Below are 19,091 nucleotides of genomic sequence, written 5' to 3' on the forward strand. Positions count from 1 at the left end.
TTACAAAAGTGAATTTTAAAAACTAATCGCAAAATTTATAAAATAGGTACGTCCATAGCCATACCAATATTTAGGAGCAAATGAGGGGTTACCACTTAAATTGTCCTGTTGTAATTGTCCAAAATTACCGTTCCTGCTTTGTTCGTATCCACCAGTTCTAAAAACCGCATCAAAAACATTGTTGATACTTGCAAAAACACTTATATACCTACCCTTTTTCAACCAAGATTTGCCCCCGACAATATTCAACAAATAAAAATTATCCAATTTATTTTGGGACAATAAGCGTTCTACATTTTCCTGGGTAGCATCTGGAAATGCCGTACCCGTATCGGGATCCAAATAAAAACTCTGTGTCCTAGTTATGGTAGAAATACCAGCGTAATTGTTCCCCAAATAATTGGCAGTAGCCCCTATCCACCAATATTTGGGATCACGGTATTCCATCCCTAAGGCAAAAGCCTTTTGAGGCCCTTGGGACAATTTGTAATCCTTCACCTTTGCTACCCCTAAATCTATATTGCCTTCAGGATTAAGGATATCTTCCTCCGTTCCTGCCGTATCAAAATTTATGGTTACATAAGGATCACTTGCATAAAGATATTTGCCTACAGAAGCCACCAAAGATAATTTCACTGCCGACGAAAGCTGGTACTCCAATCCTAGTTCCGTCCCTAAATGAAGCTTGTCCAAATCCGTAAGGACTTCCTGCACAAAATCGCTACCTACCCCTGCATCCACAAAGAAAAAATTAATATCCGTAATATTCTGAAATCGGGTATAATAGCCTGTTACACGTCCCGTTAAATTAGGTAGTCTTATATAGTAGTTAAGGTCTGTTGTAGTAATTGTTTCGCTTTGAATATCATTTACCACCTGATTATTCTCCCTTGGGTTAATAAATACATTTTGATAAACAGGGGGTTTGGTCAAATACGCCCCGTTTAAAGCAACCCAATGCCTACCGCTAAATTTATAGGTAAAACCCACTTTGGTCCCAAAATTGGAAAATTTAACTTTTTCACCCTTTCCGAAGGAGGTGTTCAAAAAACGTTCGTTCCTAAATTTACCTTCCCTTTGGTAATTGGTCGAGATATAATTGGCACCCAAGAACCCCTCCCATTTTGGATACCTTATGCCGAATTGGGCAAAGGCATTATAGACTTCAGCATTAATATTATAATGGTAGTTGAACAGGTTGGATGTTGTTTTATTTAGACTACCGTCCAAATCATTTTTTGTGTTGGAAAATGGGTCTATATCCTCATGATATTCAGCGCCCAACAAATCGCTGATTTCGGCGTAGTTATCCGAGTCCAAATTGGTATAATGCCCACTAAAATCAATTTTGAAGTGGTCATTTAGGGTGTAATTACCTATGGTGGCTACATTAAACTGTTGGTCCTCATTGGTGTCATCGTAGTAAATATAGGCCGCTTTGCCCTGCAGGGACAAACTGGAATTTGCCTGGTACAAATTGTTCCAATTTAATTGCGGATTTTCCAAGAAGCCGTTTTTGGCCATATTGGCGGCTATAAAATTGGCCCCAATAGGACTATTAATATAATAACTTGGCAAATATCTATAATAAGTTTTATCCGGATTAGGGGCGTTATAGTATCCCAACCTACCCTTGGAATTTGTTCCAAATTGATAAGATACTCCGGTGTTTAGTGTAAATCTTTTGGAGCTATAATAGTGATTGAACATAAATATAGGCTCTACTATTTTCCGTTCCCTGGAGTTTCTAATTTTGCCATTTTGAGTGCCCCAATATGGGTTATATTTATTCCCGACCAATTGAAAAACTTCCTCTGTAATTGCGGAAGACCTTCCTCGGCGGTTAGAGGCCCAAATGCTTGTTAGATTAATACTATGTTTGTCATCCAACTTATATTCAAAAGCACCAAAAAAAGAATAGGCATCATACAAGGTACCATCAATATAACCCTCCTTTGCCCACCTTCTAGAGGCAGAGATACTGTAATTTATTCCTTTTTGCGGCAGACCTGAGGAATAGGTAACCATAAGTCGGCCCGCATAAGTTCTATTGGATGCCGAGGACGACAAACGCATCCCTTTCCTAAAAGTGGAAGGCCTGGTACTAATATTCGTAGTTCCCAAAATACCTCCGTAGGAGTAATCCGATGCCTGTAACCCATGGGTGAATTCCTGATTCCTTGTTACATCGTTAAGGCCGCCCCAATTGTTCCATTGAGGACGTCCGTCCATCAATTTGTTCATGGAAATGCCATTTAGAAGAATAACCCCATTTTCCGATCCATAGCCCCTTACTCGAAAAAATGCCTGACCAAAATCGAATGCCGCCCTATTTAGAAAAATATCCTTGGTGGCCTGTAACATGCCCGAGGTCATTGAAATGCTTTCATCTTCCAACAAGTCGGAATCTGTTAATGTTATTAAATTGTCTGTTTTCTCCTGGACAATATCACGATCCAAAAAAATAATTCCCAGATCCAAATCTTCATTGCTTATAGAAATGGGCATTCTTTTAATTAGATAATCTTGGGCGGTAATAGATAGTATATAATCTCCAGGCTGTTTTAAAGAAAGTACAAATTTTCCGTCTATGGGATCAGGTCTTATTGGGGCAGACCCTGAAATTTCAATTTTGGCATATTCAATGGTTTGCTGGGTTAGCATATCCTTTACAAAACCCTTTACATTGTAGATTTCCTGTGCATAACCCCAGATGCCCTGCAGAAGAAAAAATGATATTGCCAAACCATTTTTCATTGATGAAGATGAAATATTTTAACAATTTGGTTATAAGATATTAATAATTGACAGTTTATTCTTAATTTATTCCAAGAAAAGTTAATGAATAGCTTACAGTATTCAAAAATTAATGTAATCCATGAGTATCACTTGCACCTTATTTGTGGTCTTTTTTACAATTAGTGGGGCCCTGGCACAGGAGACTAAGACGTATACATTAAGAACCGTGGCCTTTTACAATTTGGAGAACTTATTTGATACTGTTAACGACACATTGACCTTGGACGACGATCGTACCCCGGATGGTAAGGACAATTGGACCATTGAAAGGTATAACCAAAAAATTTACAATATGTCCAAGGTTTTATCGGAAATAGGAAGTCCCGATGCCCTAACCTCCCCAGACATTATTGGCCTATGTGAATTGGAAAATAGACAGGTAATAGAAGACCTAACGAACCATCCCCATCTACGGGAGAAGGACTATGGAATAATTCATTTTGATTCCCCAGATGAGCGGGGCATAGATGTGGCCCTTTTATATAAAAAAACTGTTTTTCTGCCCACTTCATTTGTCAGTCTGCGACTATTGCTCACTAATGAAAACGATTATAGGGATTACACTAGGGATCAGTTGGTAGTAAGCGGCATTTTAGACGGGGAGGAAATGCATTTCATTGTAAACCACTGGCCTTCAAGAAGCGGAGGGGAAGCAAGAAGCAAGCCCAATAGAATAGCCGCGGCCCGATTAAACAAAAGCATCATAGATTCTATTTCAAAGTTGAGTCCAGAAGCAAAAATCATCAGCATGGGCGATCTTAACGACGACCCAATAGACGATAGTTTAAAAAAAATATTGAAAACCAAGGGAAAGGTTGTCGATTTGGAAAAAACCGATCTATATAATCCTATGGAACTGCTGTTTAAAAAAGGAATCGGCTCCTTGGCCTATAGGGACCATTGGAACCTATTTGACCAAATATATTTCACCGCCAATATTACTAATGAATCGCCTGACCAATACCACTTCTGGAAAGCCGGAGTATACAGTCCTACTTACCTAATTGATAAAAAGGGCCAATACAAAGGATATCCCTTACGCACCTATGCAGGAGGAAACTATATTGGCGGTTATAGCGATCATTTCCCTGTATATATCCACCTGATTAAGGCAGTAGATTAAGTTATTATTGCGGAAGTACAATATTGATATTTCTCCACTTCACCTTTATTCCGCCACCGTCATGGATCTGAAGGGCTATGGAGCCTTTACCGGCACCAATTTTATCATCGGTAATGCTCACCATTTCGGTGCCATTTAGCCATGAAGTTAACTTATTGCCAGACAGCTTAATCTTCATCGTATTCCACTCCCCCTCCTTGAGGACCTTATCCTTTTCGGGATCGGGCTTAATTAGCCATCCTCTGCCGTAGGATTCGTAGACACCTCCCGTATCATGTCCCGGAGGTGCAACTTCTACTTGCCAACCACTAACTTTGGTGCCATCAACGGTAGACCTAACAAACACCCCGCTATTACCATTGGCTTCCTGCTTAAACTCCAAGGTAAGTTCAAAATCATCGTAATATTTATCGGTGGCCAAATAACCATATTGTTTGTCCGGTCCACTTTCAGAAACAAGCAATCCATCTTCCACGTACCATTTTTCGGTGCCGTAGATCGTCCAGCCCGATAAATCTTTGCCATTAAACAGCGACATTTCCTGGGATACCCCAGGTATGGCCATAAGGGCCAGAACAATAACTACTAAATTTTTCATATGGTACATAAATTTGGTTTATGATTTATTGTTATTATTAATTTGTTAAGATCAATATAGTTACTAAAAGACCTACCTGTGGCCAAATAACCCTAACCTCTCCAAATACAATTAATTAATTGAGCCATTGTGCCCATGGAATTCTGCTAAGGATAAGGATCAATCCCAAACCGTAAAAAATGGTAATGGTCTTAAACTTTCTTTTGCCTTCCAATACTTTTTTGTGTTTGGACCAGCCGACCGTAATAAAGACAATTGCAATTATATTGATAAACGGATGTTCTACGGCCAATAAACGGGAGGCCGAGTTTAACCCGCCCATACCCAATGTTTTAATGGCGTTCAACCCATTGGAAGACACAAAATAGAGTACTAGGCCCACCAAGAGTTGCAAATGCGATAAAATCAGCGCAAATAGGCTAATTCTAAAATCCTTTCTCAAAGTGAAATCCTTATTTCCTGTCCATCCCAAAATACCATTGGCCACGGCTAAAAATAATACAGCCAATACCACATAGGCAAAATAAGAATGTAAGGCGAGAATCCATTGATGTGCTAATCCGTAATCTTCCATAGTTTTTATTTTAATTTATAAATGTAAGGAATTTTGGTAATAAAAAAACCCCGCTAATTAGCGGGGTCATTATTTTTTACTTCTATTAGTACTTAGAAGTTATAGCGCATATTAAAGTTCCAAGTCCTACCATAACCAAACCTAACTCGGTTATCGGTATTTACACCGTTCCAAACGTCATCTCCAGACTCAACATGTGTGTTATCGCTTGAGCTCTCCAAATATACCTCATCAAAGACATTGTTAATGTTTAAACGGAACTGAATGGATTTATTGTTCTCCTTCCCAACCAACATACGGTAAGAGAGCCCGGCATCCATGGTGTCATAAGAAGGTAATTTAATAGCCCCCCTATTGTTGGCAGTTGAAAATTCGGAATCCCCGAAAAGGGTGGAACCATATAAATTATCATATAGATTCCAGTTGGCATCCAATTTAAATCTGGGCAATATTTCATAATCCCCACTAATACCTGCAGTAAACTGCGCAGCCTGTCCTATTTTTACACCATCTATATAACTAGGGTCTCCTGTAGAAATTATATTTCCATTTTCATCAGAGGTGGTGGTGGTAACATTACCATCATATTCCCAATTACCAATAGATACAAATCCTTGAAAATTCAATCCGTCCGCGGGGCGTGCAAACACTTCCAATTCCACACCGGAATGTACCTGCTTCAATGGACTGGTTTGGGTAAACTCGTCCACGATATTGTCATTATTGGTATCATCAGAGCTATATTGTATCCTATTGTCCCAAATAGTGTAATACACGTTAAGGTTGGCAGATAAAATATCGCCCATAAACTTATATCCACCTTCCAAACCAGTAATCTTCTGATTTTCAGTTGCCAAAGGATTCAATTCATTTGAATTTCTATCATCTATATACAAATCACTGTGATAAGGCTGACGTGAGTAGTAACCTCCATTTGCAAATATCGCGTGTTGCTCGGATAGGTTATAGGCCACACCGGCCTTAACGTTAAAGCCTGGGTTGTTTACTTTTTCCGATTCTTCGGATTGCCCTTCATTGGCAGCATTCAAAAACTCTTCCCTGATATGCGATTGTGTAGAAGCCGACCCTTGAAAGAAGGTAGAAAAAGCTCCCTTGGAATACTCTAATTGTCCAAACACCCCTGCATAGTTGATTCTTTCCTCGTAATCATAACCAAATCTTTGGGAGTGGTCATCATTCGGGTTAAAGGTTATATTCCAAGGATTAATACCGCCATAGGCATTGGTAAGTTCGTAGGCACCTCCGTTGTAATTGCTGGAATTGGAAACCGATGTAACACCAATAAACTCACGTACATCCCTAAAGTGGATTCCGTTGTACAAACGAACATCCGCCCCAATGTTGAAATTAAGGTTTTCATTGATTTGCTTATTGAAGTTGGTTACCAAACCACCCCAGTTATGGTTGTTGTTGGACCCCCTGGCATAAAGGGCCTCCCCTGTATTTCTATCTGTAATTAATTGAGCAAAACTTCCCCTTCCTATTGAACCGTACAATACGCTAGACAAAGAGGCAGTCTCGTTAAAAGTCAAGTCCCAACTAAGGTTGGCTACCGGTTTGTGATAAATATTTCTACCTCCAGGGTAGGCGCCCCCATTTAAAGTGTTAGGACTGTTAACGTTTGCTGTATTCCAAGAATTGTATTTTCTTCCATTATCCAAAAAAGTCCTAAGATTATCGGACCCTGCAGCAGCATGCCATTGTGGAGCACCTGTTAGAATAAAGTTGAAGATGTTATTTTCGTTGGGTACATATCCAAAGGACAAGAAATAGGTTTGACCTTGACCTCCGGTATTATCCACATAACCATCTCCTTGCCAATGTCCCAACATTGCTGCAACAGACAAGCCATTTTCCATTATACCTGTTGAGTAATATCCGGTGGTCTTAATGTAATTATCATTGCCAAGCATAGTTTGAAAAAAACCTCCTTCACGCTTGTCCAAGGTTTTGGTCACAATGTTTACCGTACCTCCAACAGATGAAATGGCCAATTTAGAAGATCCCAATCCCCGTTGCACCTGAACGGCATTCGCAATATCCAATACTCCAGACCAGTTGGACCAGTACATTTTTCCATCTTCCATTCCGTTGATAGGCTGTCCGTTTAACAAGAATGCCGTATTGGTCTGATCAAAACCCCTCAAGAACATTTGACCATCTCCAAAAGCACCTCCCTTAACGTTCTGAACTGAAGGGGTAGACTTTAATAACTCAGGTAAATCCCAGTTTCCTGTTTTTTCCCTGATTTCCCTGGCCTTTATGGTAGACACTGCTATGGGTGTTTGTCTGTCTTCGGCCAAATCTATAATTCCAGAGCCCACAATAACCACCCCTTCCAATTCCTGTGCGTCCGGATTAAGGGATATGGTACCGATGTTACCGAGTGTTGTAAAATTTACTTTCTTGCTAATAAATCCGATATAGGAAATTACCAAAGTTCCTGAACTTTGGGATACTTCAATGGTAAAGTTACCATCAAAATCTGCTGCAACCCCATTTGTGGTTCCCTGAACCAAAATGTTAGCTCCCGGTAAGGGATCGCCAAAATCACCATCTACTACAGAACCAGTAATGGTTCCTTGGGAAAACCCTATTGCCGTTAACAAAAATGCGGCAATAACAAAGTACATTTTTTTCATTTTTCTAAGAGTTAATTAGTTTTTAATAATCGCTGCAAAAGTGAGTATATTTTTACAACAATACATTACTATAATGTTAAATTAGTAAGTGCAAATTTAACATTAAATACCTTAATAACTCCTGAAAGACAGTAAGTTAATACCGTTTATTAGGAATTGGCAAAATTGCCAATTATTTCTTAAATAAATTTAAAAGATTTAACGTAGAAGCATCATGATTCGCAATGGTAGATCCTTCAATATCGTTCAATATGGCAGTAGCCAATTGCTTGCCCAATTCCACACCCCATTGATCGTAACTAAATATGTTCCAGACTATGCCCTGGACAAATATTTTGTGTTCGTACATGGCAATAAGAGACCCCAAACTCTTGGGAGTTAACTTATCTATTAATAAGGTATTGGTAGGTTTGTTTCCTTCAAAAACCTTGAATGGCAAGATTTCCGCAATCTCTTTTTCCGAAACCTTTTTATCCTCCAATTCCTTTCTAACCTCATCAGCAGACTTACCATTCATTAGCGCCTCTGTTTGGGCAAAGAAGTTGGCCATTAATTTATTGTGGTGGTCCTTGTCCCCGTGCAAGGACTCCTTAAACCCAATAAAATCGGTAGGAATTAATTTAGTCCCTTGATGGATCAGTTGAAAAAAGGCATGCTGCGAATTGGTACCAGGCTCTCCCCATATAATGGTTCCTGTTTCATAGGTTACCCTATTTCCGTTCCTGTCCACGCTTTTTCCATTACTCTCCATAATCCCTTGCTGCAAATAGGCCGAAAACCTACTTAAATATTGGGTATAGGGAATAATGGCCTCTGTCTCTGCACCGTAAAAATTATTATACCAAACACTTATAAGAGCAAGGATTACCGGTATGTTCTCTCCAAAATCTGTGCTTGCAAAATGCTGATCCATTTCATTGGCACCCATCAGCATGGCATCAAAATTTTCGTATCCCACCGCCAAGCCAATAGATAAACCAACCGCGCTCCACAATGAAAACCTACCCCCGACCCAATCCCACATAGGAAATACGTTATCTGCATCAATTCCAAATTCCGAAATTTTCTCGGCATTGGTAGAGACTGCGGCAAAATGCTTGGCCACATCTGCTTGGGTAGCGTGTTTTAGAAACCACTTTTTTATGGTAGTGGCATTGCTTAGGGTTTCTTGGGTAGTAAAGGTCTTGGAAACCACAACGAACAATGTTGTTTCAGGATTTAAGCCCTTTAGGGTTTCGTAAACATGATCACCATCAACATTGCTTACAAAATGCATTTTTAAATGGTTGCTGTAAAATTTTAAGGCTTCCACTACCATGGCGGGACCAAGATCCGATCCACCGATACCAATATTGACCACATCGGTAAAGGCTTTTCCTGTAAATCCGGTTTTAGCACCTGAAATTACGGAATCCGTAAAGGATTTTATCTTCTGTTTCACCTCGTAAACTTCTGGGACAATGTTTACCCCGTCTACTTCGATGACATCCGATTCTTTTGCCCTTAAGGCCGTGTGAAGAACCGCCCTGCCTTCTGTTTTATTTATAATACCGCCTTCAAACTGCTTCTGGATAGCATCCTTCAATCCAACTTCATTTGCCAATTGCAAAAGAAGTTGAAGGGTTTCTTGGGTTATCCTATTCTTTGAAAAGTCTACGAAAAATTCGTTCCAGCGAATGCTGTGTTTCTTAGCCCTATCGGAATCCTTTGCAAACAAGTCCTTTAAGGAAAGACCGGTATTCTCTTTATAATGTTGTGAAAGTTTTTTCCAAGCTTCTGTTTTGGTCGGGTCGGTATTCTGTAAAGCCATTTTATTCGTTGAGTGTTAGCAAATCTTCTTCTGGTAATTCTATGTATTCAATACAATCCAATTGACTTTTCTTAGGCCCTACAAAATCCAAATAAGCAGTTTTTAGGCTATCCGCAATAGGTTCGGCAGCCGGTAATTTTTCCTTTAGCGGATCTACCTGTTGCCCATTTTTCCAGAAACGATAACATACGTGCGGGCCTCCGGTATTACCGGTCATTCCAATCTCACCTATTACATCTCCCTGCTTTACAAAATCCCCTTTCTTCACATGCTGTTTCCTCATATGCAGATACTGGGTGCTGTAGGTACCATTATGCTGAATCTTGACATATTTACCATTACCACCTCTTCTTGTGGATTCTGTGACTGTACCATTGGCGGTAGCTAGGATAGGGGTTCCTATAGGAGCTGCATAATCCGTTCCCTTATGAGGCTTAACCTTGTATCCATAATAGGCAATTCTTCTGTTTAAATTATACCTAGAGGATATTCTGCTGAACTGAACTGGCGACTGTAAAAATGTACGTCTAAGGTTTTTGGCCTGATCGTCATAATAGTCGTTGATGTTTTTGGTGGAGTCGGACACAAAGTTAAAGGCGTAAAAAGGCTCTCCATTGTGCTCAAAATAAGCGGCCTCAATACCACTGGCACCAGCATAAATGGTATCGTTGATATACTTTTCCTTGTAGATTACCTTAAACCGATCCCCTTTCTGAAGTCTAAAGAAATCTATGGTCCATGCGTAAATTTCAGATAAACTATTGGTAACGTTGTAATCAATACCTTGTTTCAATATTGCTTCGGACAAGGAAGATTCAATAATTCCGGAAGCTTCCCGCTCCACATATTTTACCTTTTGCTTTTTCTTATAGGCGAGGACGCTGTCCCTAAAATCGATTACCGTATAGTTAATGGGATCATTTTGATAAATAAATACCTGTGCATTATTGGCCGTGTCCTTGGACTTCAAAATAAGATAAGGCTTGCCAACAACTATTTTCCTTACATCGAAAGTATCCCGGAAGTGTTCCGAAACTCTTGCAATCTTGGGGTATTCCACACTATTTCTCAACATTAGCTCACCAAAGCTGTCCCCATTTTTGACGGTGTCGCGCAAAACCTCAAAATCGTCCAGATTAAACCCAAACTCTTTTATTACCACAGGTTTCTCTATGGTTACCACCTCTGCTATTTCCTCTGTAACAGGTTTGTCGTCCTTACATGAAAAAATAAATATTAAACTAAAAAATAGGCCCCAATATTTTTGCATTGTTATTCTATACTTTTTCTGGGTTAAAGATATGGTCTACCCATTGTTTTCCCCAATTATTTAACTCTTGTTTTGTATACAATTCTGGAAAAAATACAACTTTCTGAAAACTTGGAGGCAAATATTCCTTCCAATTTGTTCCGCCAGTGGCATCTATTTGTTCATTGTCTTTGGTCAAATAACGATATGCCGACCCCATGTGCATCAGTGGCCAATTTATGTTTGCATTAACGTCTAAAGCTTTTAACGCTTCAACCAAGGTTTTATTATCCTTACTTTTTTGTGGTAACTGCTGGTATTTATGGTATATAGTGCTGTTGTTCACCTGATTGGCAATTCGTATCAATCTTGGTGTATAACGGTACTCAAATTGCTTTAAAGTAAGTGTTTTTTCGCCGGTAACCCGATCGGTTGCCCCTTTTTTCCAATAAATGTGTTCATATAATTCCTCAATAGTGTTATCCGATGAGAAATTATGTCTTTCCGAAAATTGCACGAGGTTTTCCATGGGAGTGGCGTACAGCTCTATCATTCTATATTGTGCAGACTGAAATCCGCTGGCCGGAAGCAATGCCATTCTATATTGCATAAACTGCTCCCTTTGCATCCCTTTGATCATAACACTAAAGGAAGATATCAAGACCTGATAGTAACTATTGATGCGATTTGCCTTTTCTATAAAAAAATCCAAATCCTGGGTCTTATCATCCACAATTTGCTTTTGCTCGTGAAGGATAAGTTTAAAATACAATTCTGTAATCTGATGGTACATTATAAAGATCTCCTCATCCGGGAAATGCGTCCTAGGCACTTGGATACTGAGCAGGGTATCTAGATGGATGTAATCCCAATAAGTGAGATATCGTTGATATAAAAGGCCGTCCAAATAAGAGCTTAAGTCTTGTCCAGAATCCTTGTATTTTTCTTCTAGTTTGGAAATCTGGGAATCAATATGCTCTTTATTCATTTTAATCCATTATTATTTTAAATTGATGCTTGAGTCCGTTGTATCCGTCCAAATCCGCCTTTATAGACCCAACACTCAATTCTGCCTGTATCCTTATTGGAATTCTATTATTGTCATTGGAAACCCAAAGGGACAAACTTTCCTGTTCCTTGAATACCCGTCCTGATTGTACATAAGGCCTAAACTTTAGACATTCGACCTTCCCATATTTTGTTCTTAAAACCTCCTTGCCCAAGTATTTAAGCTTAAACTTAAAAACTCCATCATCATCGTATAAGAGATTTAATTCAATGGACTCCCCTTCAACCAACTCTTCTACTTTGTAGTTGTTACGGAGATAATAAAAGGCCGAAATCAAATCCTGAATACCCTCTTGAATGGTAAAATTAAACTTTTTATCCTTTTTTTTATCGTTTAATACCGCAATATCCTTCTCGTGGTCAAAATTCACCTCAATATCCTTGGTATATCCACCTTCATCAATTTTTCTTATAAATTTATAAGGCTTGCCATCTCTTTTATCAAAAAAGCTCTCATAGGTGTCATCCACCTTAAAAAATATACTGGCAAAACCGGTTGTTTTACCATTTCCTACCACATGATAGACAGGCAAACCGTCCAAATCATGGGATTTTACCTGAAGCGTGGCGTAGCTGGCATTTAGAAATCCATAATGTATCCTAAACTTCAGCCATTCCCCTATTTTAAAAGCAGATGTATTTTCTGTATTTTCAGGCAAATGAAACTCACCGTCATTTTCCAGTTGTTGAACCTGGGAATTGATAGTGAATCCAAAAATTAAAACCAGTACAATGCAAATCTTTTTCATCTGTTTAAATTGATCTAATTACAGTAGGCATTAATGTACTTTCTGCCTATCCAATACATAGGCGATCTTGATTTTGACGGCTAAGGCATAAATTGCAATAGCCTATGTAACACCTCATTACTCCTGTAAAATTAATAAAAACGATTTTACTTTTCTTTTATTTGATAAATCTTAAACAAAATTTGTTCCAAAAATTGGCCCACAAAAAAAGCCCAGTCGTAAAACTGGGCTTTTCCTAAATAACCAACCAAACTTTAAATTATGAAAAACCAATACTTAAAGTTGTAAGGGAACCACCCCTTACGAGTACAAATTTAATACAAGATTCGCTTTAAAAATAAGATTTAACTTACTTTAACGATTCTATTAACACTATTTAATAATTAGATACTTAAAATTGGCAAAAAGTTAAGAAAAGGTGCCTTTTTATAACGTTCCTCGGGACTCTTGTTCCCTCTCTATTGCTTCAAACAATGCCTTAAAATTTCCCTTCCCAAAAGATTTTGCACCCTTCCTCTGGATTATTTCAATGAACATCGTTGGCCTGTCCAAAATTGGTTTTGTAAAGATTTGGAGCAAATAGCCCTCATCATCCCGATCTATTAGTATCCCAAGCTCACTTAAAGGCGCCAAATCCTCGTCTATAGAACCGACCCTGTCCAAAACATCTTCGTAATAACTAGGAGGAACGGTCAGGAACTCAACCCCCCTATTTTTAAGGGCGCTCACCGTTTCAATAATATTGTCGGTTGCCAATGCCATATGCTGCACCCCTGCACCGTTATAAAATTCTATATACTCTTCAATTTGGGATTTCTTTTTTCCGTCCGCCGGCTCATTGATCGGGAATTTAATTCTGCCGTTCCCATTGCTCATTACCTTGCTCATTAGAGCGGTGTATTCCGTTGAAATATCCTTGTCATCAAAGGAGACCAATTGGGCAAACCCCATAACTTTGGCGTAGAACTGGCACCATTTGTTCATTTCGTTCCAGCCCACATTACCTACCATGTGGTCTATATACTTCAATCCAACATCCGATGGTTTATAAAAAGGATTCCAGGGTCTAAATCCTGGCATAAATACCCCCTTGTAGTTCTTGCGTTCCACAAAAACGTGAACCGTTTCCCCATAAGTATGGATGCCGGATGTTACCACTTCCCCGTCCTTATCCCGTTTGGCTCTGGGCTCAAAGTAACTTTCGGCCCCTCGTTTCATTGTTTCCACATAACTCTCCCTGGCATCATCTACCCACAATGCAATTACCTTTACCCCATCACCATGGGCATCTATATGTCTATTGATATCCCCTCCGGATTTTAAGGGAGAAGTTAATACCAGTCTAATCTTGTCCTGCTGTACCACATAGGAAACCCTATCTTTTAATCCTGTTTCCAATCCGGAATAGGCTAGGGGCTGAAAACCCCATGCAGCCATGTAGTAATATGCGGCTTGTTTTGCATTGCCCACATACAGTTCTACATAATCGGTGCCAAGAAGTGGTAGAAAATCCTGAGCATCCAGATTTTCCTTTGTTAATTTTAAAGATGTTTTATCGGTAGTTGCCATAATAATAGATTTTTGAATTGATATAATACATATATAGCCAAGTCATTGGCTAGTAGAAGAAGTTAGCCCAAACGGTCTAAAACAAAATTTGGACAACTTCCAAATCGCCTTAAATTACCACATAGCCCTGAGATGGGCCGTAATATCAATTCTAAATTGTAGCATGATCAAAATCCTGTTCAACAAATATCGGAATAAATGTTGGCTTAAAGTGTTAATAGCCGTGCATTTGATTACAGAAAAATAATCCAAAAGCCTTATTTAAAACCAATAACCAATACTAAAAAAGAAGTGGTTTTCCTTAATTTCGGGGGAATAGGAATAAATCACCTGAATTGGCCCAATAAAGGATTCGAACCCATAACCGAGTGCATAACCGGAGAACTCGGGCGCTTTAAACCAATCTGCCGTTCTAAAAAGGTCATCGCCGACATTGGCCAAATTTGCCGCCAACAATATATGGTTCTTGGGAACAAACTCAAAATCCAGCCTGCCATAGGCTTTTACATAACTGTTCCCTACCAAACTTAAAAAATCATATCCGTAGAAAGGGACAACATTGTTCACTAAATGGTTCCCATAACCCCCCAATATAAAATCGAGGGAGGTAACAGGGGATATGCCCCATTTAAAACCCCCTTCAGTTTCCAAGTTAAGATATATGTTTTTAGCCAAGGAAAATGCTCCTCCCATTCTTGCCTTGCCTATTGAAAATTCCTTGAAATTATCGTTAAAATCGGATGAGAAGACATAAAAATGAAAATCTCCGTCAAAGTATAGCCCTTTAGTGGGAAAATAAACGTCATCATAGGTGTCAAAAGTAAGCTGCCCGTAGGTGCTGTAATAATTACTTTTTTCAAAATAGGTTCTCTTATTGGCCGTTGTAGACGTGCTAATGGTATCTATTTGCCCCAAAGTTTTAGTGCTATATTTCAGTAATTTATGTTCCACCCCAATGGCAAAGGCAAACTCTTCTTCTATTACGGTCTGTAAATACATCTGATTGGTCAGATCTGAAGCGCTTAGGTTTATTTTTCTAATATTGGAACTATTATCGACATCAAAATTGGATTTTATCAGATCAAAATTTATTTCTTTATTAAAATCGTCGAACCTGGAATTTATCCCAAAACTCCAATAAAAGCCCTTGTCCACATAATATTCCAAATTGTATCTTAGATTATCCCCAATGACAAAATCTACCGAGGCTACATCATCATCCATTAAAACATTCTTCCTTGTAAGATTTACGATTCCCGCACTTTTGTAAAGGTCATCAAAATGAACCCCTAGGCGAATGAACATTTTATCAGGATTCTCCTTAACGTTCAACAGCAGCTCCACCCCTTCGCCATTATTGAGCAATTCGTATTTAATAGCCCTAAAGTTTCCGGTAGCGGACAAATTGTTGATTCCCTGCTGCAATTTTTTAAAGGTTATTTTGTCATCTACGTTAAATCTTAATTTACCCTTGATGTAGGCCCTGGAATAATTATAATTCCCTTGGATTGTCAATTCATTTACAAACAGGGTATCCTTTATCCCGGCAGCTATTATCTTTTGCCTCTTAAGATTGGGGGTCTTGGCAATTTTCAACAATTCCTCCATATGCAATCTAGCCGCTTCCTCGCCCCTATCTATTATTACTTTTCCCATGTCAAAATCTATCACCGAGTAATCCTTGATATCCGGGGTGATATAAATATCGGTTTGGGCCGATTTCTTTTGCATATCCCTAACCGTTCTGTAATTGTTGATCTGCAGCAGTATTTCCGTAGCACTCAACAAAGATTCCCTATCGGACAGCCCATGCTGTACATCCACCCCAATTACCACATCGGCGCCCATCTTCTTCAATTCGCCTATGGGATAGTTATTTACCACACCCCCGTCAATCAACACTCTTCCATTGATCTCTACGGGTCTAAAAAGTGAAGGAAATGTGCCACTAGCTAAAATTGCCTCGGGCAAATAGCCTTTATCCAATAATATCTGATCCCCGGTTTCCACATCTGTAGCAACACATAAAAAAGGGATTGGAAGTTTACTAAAATCATCTATATCCTTAACATGATACAGCAACCTAACAAACTCGTTGTAAATACTTTGCCCGCCCGATATGGCCTGGGGGATGGAAATTTTAAATTTGTTGAACGGAAGTGTTAGGGCATATCTTTCCGAATCTTCCTTCTCATAAAATGTTTTGGCGCTTCTGGGCACGTTATCCTGAATCAATGACTCGAAATCCGTATTTTTAAAAATAGAATCCAATTCTTTTGCAGTATATCCCGAAGCGTAGAGCGCCCCAACAATAGCACCCATACTGGTTCCGGTTACATAGTCTATTTTTACCCCGGCCTCTTCAATTACCTTTAGGGCACCAATATGTGCCAACCCTTTAGCACCGCCCCCACTTAAGACCAGCCCAACTTTTATATCCTTATTTTCTACCCGTTCCTGGGAAAGGATCAGTTGCGGAATAATTAATATACAATATATAAGTAGCGACTTTAGCATAAAGTTAATACAGTGGTTTAATGAAAGGTTTCATATATTTTCTTGGCTTTGGACATTCCAATGGTTTGGGCCAAATTCTCTAAACTGGCCTCTTTTATCCTTTTTACGGATTTATAGTTTTTCAATAACTCTTCCACAGTTTTACTCCCTATCCCATCTATACTTTCCAATTCCGAATTAATGGCCGCCTTACTTCTCTTGTTTCTATGAAAAGTTATCCCAAATCTATGGGCTTCATTTCGCAATTGTTGAATTATCTTCAACGATTCGGACTTTTTATCCAAATATAAAGGAATAGGATCTTCCGGAAAGTAAATTTCCTCTAATCTTTTGGCGATACCTATAATGGCTATTTTCCTTCTTAACCCAAGGGCATCCAAACTTTTAAGGGCAGATGACAGCTGGCCCTTGCCTCCATCAATAACAATAAGTTGTGGCAACGACTGTCCTTCTTCCAAAAGTCTCTTATAACGTCTAAAAACCACTTCCTCCATGGAGGCAAAGTCATCCGGACCTTCAACAGTCTTAATATTGTAATGACGGTATTCCTTTTTTGAAGGTTTTCCATCCTTAAATACCACACAGGCCGCCACAGGGTTACTGCCTTGGATGTTGGAATTATCAAAACACTCTATATGCCTCGGTTCCATGGAAAGTCGCAAGTCCTTTTTCATTTGTCCCATTACCCTATTGGTATGCCTATCCGGATCAATAATCTTTATTTGTTTAAACCTATCCTGTCTAAAGAATTTGGCGTTGCGTTCCGATAGCTCCAATATCTTTTTTTTATCTCCCAATTTAGGCACTACCACCTTTAGGTGCGACTCCAAGGTAACCTCAAATGGAACGTAAATCTCCGTTGAATGGGAATTGAAGCGTTGCCTAATTTCAATTATCGCCAATTGGAGTAAATCCTCATCCGTTTCATCCAATTTCTTCTTAATTTCCAAGGTATGGGACCGTATAATGGAGCCGTGGGACAATTGCAGGAAATTAACATAAGCAAAAACCTCATCGGAAATAATGGTGAACACATCCACATTATTGATCTTAGGATTTACAATGGTGGTCTTTACCTGATAGTTTTCAAGAACCTCTATCTTATCCTTTATAAGCTGTGCCTCTTCAAACTTCATCTCCTGGGCCAGCAATTTCATGCGACTTTTAAAATAGTGGAGGGAGGACTTAAAATTACCTTTTATAATTTCCCTGATCTCCTGGATTTGCCGATTATATTCCTCCTCCGATTGATACCCTTCACAAGGACCTTTACAATTTCCCAAATGGTACTCCAAGCAAACCTTGTATTTCCCGGCCGCCACTTTATCTTGTGCAAGATCATAGTTACAGGTACGCAGAGGGTAGACACTTTTAATCAGGTCCAATAAGGTATGAATGGTCTTCATGCTCGTATAGGGTCCAAAATACTCCGACCCATCCTTGATAAATTTCCTGGTAGGAAAGATTCTCGGGAACTTTTCATTTTTTATACAAATCCATGGAAATGTCTTATCATCCTTAAGTAAAACATTGTACCTAGGACGGTATTTTTTAATTAGATTATTCTCCAAGAGCAGAGCATCAGACTCGGTAGGCACCACTATGTGCCTAATACTCCTAATTTTCTTCACCAGAACACGGGTTTTTCCTTGCTCGTGCGTTTTATTAAAATAGGAGCTAACCCTTTTTTTTAGATTTTTAGCCTTGCCAACATATAAAATCTTGTCCTCTAAATCATAAAACTGATATACCCCGGGATTGGTAGGAAGCGAACTTAACTGTACTTCTATAGGTATATGGGACATGTATTGAGATAAATTTTTTCTTTAAATATGAAAATTACAGTGTTTTTACCAAAGGACACAAAGATTCTAGTTTTTTAACTCTGATGCTAAGATCCTAAAGTGAAATTTTGGAAACCTTCCATTTTAATAATTGTATTCCTCTAGCAAAAAGTAGGACTTCTCCTAGTCTAAATTTAACATCCAATCCAATAAAATTCGATAAATCAAAAAAAATTATCGATTAAATGCACAGTTGCCAAAAATTAACGTTATCGTACACTATTTTATAATATACTGACAAACAGCTTTTTACGGTATTTTAATGATAAAATTCAATTAACAAATAATTCAAAATCCCAAATATTTGTTAAAAATGATGCATTTCATCGATAAAACGATACCCTTTATGGAGCATTTCATATTTTTTTAATTATATTTAAAAAATCAAAATTATTTAACGCATGGACAACTATATAATAACCTTGGGCACATATTTAATTCTTATGCTTTTTTTCAAAATATATTACGCAGTGGCCTCCAAGGAATAGTTTTCCTATTTCCCAATTAAACCCTGCCCCCAAAAGCCCC

General features: G+C 38.7%; 12 protein-coding genes. 1 reads left to right on the plus strand and 11 read right to left on the minus strand.

The features are described 5' to 3' along the window. Positions 1 to 15: 15 nt before the first annotated feature. Positions 16 to 2,757 carry a TonB-dependent receptor gene (locus MWU82_RS02115; RefSeq protein ID WP_247095064.1) on the minus strand — a complete coding sequence of 914 codons (2,742 nt, stop codon included), beginning with the start codon at positions 2,755 to 2,757 and terminating at the stop codon, positions 16 to 18. Between the two features lie 121 nt (positions 2,758 to 2,878). On the opposite strand from MWU82_RS02115, the gene MWU82_RS02120 reads away from it, so the two are divergent. Next, positions 2,879 to 3,922: an endonuclease/exonuclease/phosphatase family protein gene (locus MWU82_RS02120; RefSeq protein ID WP_247095065.1), complete on the plus strand. Its 1,044-nt coding sequence runs from the start codon at positions 2,879 to 2,881 to the stop codon at positions 3,920 to 3,922. 4 nt (positions 3,923 to 3,926) lie between these two features. Here the strand turns inward: MWU82_RS02120 and MWU82_RS02125 are convergent, their stop codons facing one another. The 10 genes from MWU82_RS02125 to uvrC all read right to left on the minus strand — a co-directional run bounded on the left by MWU82_RS02125 (position 3,927) and on the right by uvrC (position 18,524). Further along, positions 3,927 to 4,520, minus strand: coding sequence for a DUF1080 domain-containing protein (locus tag MWU82_RS02125; protein WP_247095066.1), 594 nt, complete (start codon positions 4,518 to 4,520; stop codon positions 3,927 to 3,929). Between the two features lie 115 nt (positions 4,521 to 4,635). Further along, positions 4,636 to 5,094, minus strand: a complete 459-nt coding sequence (locus tag MWU82_RS02130) for a hypothetical protein (RefSeq protein ID WP_072860394.1) — start codon at positions 5,092 to 5,094, stop codon at positions 4,636 to 4,638. Positions 5,095 to 5,186: 92 nt separating this feature from the next. Beyond that, complete coding sequence (locus MWU82_RS02135) at positions 5,187 to 7,757, minus strand: TonB-dependent receptor (protein ID WP_247095067.1); 2,571 nt, start codon at positions 7,755 to 7,757, stop codon at positions 5,187 to 5,189. Between the two features lie 172 nt (positions 7,758 to 7,929). Further along, entirely contained in the window at positions 7,930 to 9,567 is a 1,638-nt protein-coding gene (pgi, locus tag MWU82_RS02140) for a glucose-6-phosphate isomerase (RefSeq protein WP_247095068.1), read from the minus strand. A 1-nt stretch (position 9,568) separates the two neighbouring features. Then, positions 9,569 to 10,837 carry a peptidoglycan DD-metalloendopeptidase family protein gene (locus MWU82_RS02145; RefSeq protein ID WP_247095069.1) on the minus strand — a complete coding sequence of 423 codons (1,269 nt, stop codon included), beginning with the start codon at positions 10,835 to 10,837 and terminating at the stop codon, positions 9,569 to 9,571. Between the two features lie 7 nt (positions 10,838 to 10,844). Continuing rightward, positions 10,845 to 11,804 carry a tryptophan 2,3-dioxygenase family protein gene (locus tag MWU82_RS02150; RefSeq protein ID WP_215949640.1) on the minus strand — a complete coding sequence of 320 codons (960 nt, stop codon included), beginning with the start codon at positions 11,802 to 11,804 and terminating at the stop codon, positions 10,845 to 10,847. 1 nt (position 11,805) lies between these two features. Continuing rightward, positions 11,806 to 12,633: a DUF3108 domain-containing protein gene (locus MWU82_RS02155; RefSeq protein ID WP_215949641.1), complete on the minus strand. Its 828-nt coding sequence runs from the start codon at positions 12,631 to 12,633 to the stop codon at positions 11,806 to 11,808. Between the two features lie 426 nt (positions 12,634 to 13,059). Then, a complete protein-coding gene (gene hppD / locus MWU82_RS02160) occupies positions 13,060 to 14,202 on the minus strand; it encodes a 4-hydroxyphenylpyruvate dioxygenase (protein ID WP_247095070.1) in 1,143 nt (380 codons plus the stop codon). A 261-nt stretch (positions 14,203 to 14,463) separates the two neighbouring features. Then, a complete protein-coding gene (locus tag MWU82_RS02165; RefSeq protein ID WP_215949643.1) occupies positions 14,464 to 16,719 on the minus strand; it encodes a patatin-like phospholipase family protein in 2,256 nt (751 codons plus the stop codon). A 17-nt stretch (positions 16,720 to 16,736) separates the two neighbouring features. Next, a complete protein-coding gene (uvrC, locus tag MWU82_RS02170; RefSeq protein WP_247095071.1) occupies positions 16,737 to 18,524 on the minus strand; it encodes an excinuclease ABC subunit UvrC in 1,788 nt (595 codons plus the stop codon). Between the last annotated feature and the right edge of the window lie 567 nt (positions 18,525 to 19,091).

Source organism: Arenibacter sp. S6351L (assembly GCF_023016025.1).
Lineage (GTDB): Bacteria > Bacteroidota > Bacteroidia > Flavobacteriales > Flavobacteriaceae > Arenibacter > Arenibacter algicola_B.

Bases quoted from the DNA above. Each gene is read 5' to 3' on its own strand.
- MWU82_RS02115 (WP_247095064.1), bottom strand. From the start codon at position 2,757: ATGAAAAATGGTTTGGCAATATCATTTTTTCTTCTGCAGGGCATCTGG.
- MWU82_RS02120 (WP_247095065.1), top strand. From the start codon at position 2,879: ATGAGTATCACTTGCACCTTATTTGTGGTCTTTTTTACAATTAGTGGG.
- MWU82_RS02125 (WP_247095066.1), bottom strand. From the start codon at position 4,520: ATGAAAAATTTAGTAGTTATTGTTCTGGCCCTTATGGCCATACCTGGG.
- MWU82_RS02130 (WP_072860394.1), bottom strand. From the start codon at position 5,094: ATGGAAGATTACGGATTAGCACATCAATGGATTCTCGCCTTACATTCT.
- MWU82_RS02135 (WP_247095067.1), bottom strand. From the start codon at position 7,757: ATGAAAAAAATGTACTTTGTTATTGCCGCATTTTTGTTAACGGCAATA.
- pgi (WP_247095068.1), bottom strand. From the start codon at position 9,567: ATGGCTTTACAGAATACCGACCCGACCAAAACAGAAGCTTGGAAAAAA.
- MWU82_RS02145 (WP_247095069.1), bottom strand. From the start codon at position 10,837: ATGCAAAAATATTGGGGCCTATTTTTTAGTTTAATATTTATTTTTTCA.
- MWU82_RS02150 (WP_215949640.1), bottom strand. From the start codon at position 11,804: ATGAATAAAGAGCATATTGATTCCCAGATTTCCAAACTAGAAGAAAAA.
- MWU82_RS02155 (WP_215949641.1), bottom strand. From the start codon at position 12,633: ATGAAAAAGATTTGCATTGTACTGGTTTTAATTTTTGGATTCACTATC.
- hppD (WP_247095070.1), bottom strand. From the start codon at position 14,202: ATGGCAACTACCGATAAAACATCTTTAAAATTAACAAAGGAAAATCTG.
- MWU82_RS02165 (WP_215949643.1), bottom strand. From the start codon at position 16,719: ATGCTAAAGTCGCTACTTATATATTGTATATTAATTATTCCGCAACTG.
- uvrC (WP_247095071.1), bottom strand. From the start codon at position 18,524: ATGTCCCATATACCTATAGAAGTACAGTTAAGTTCGCTTCCTACCAAT.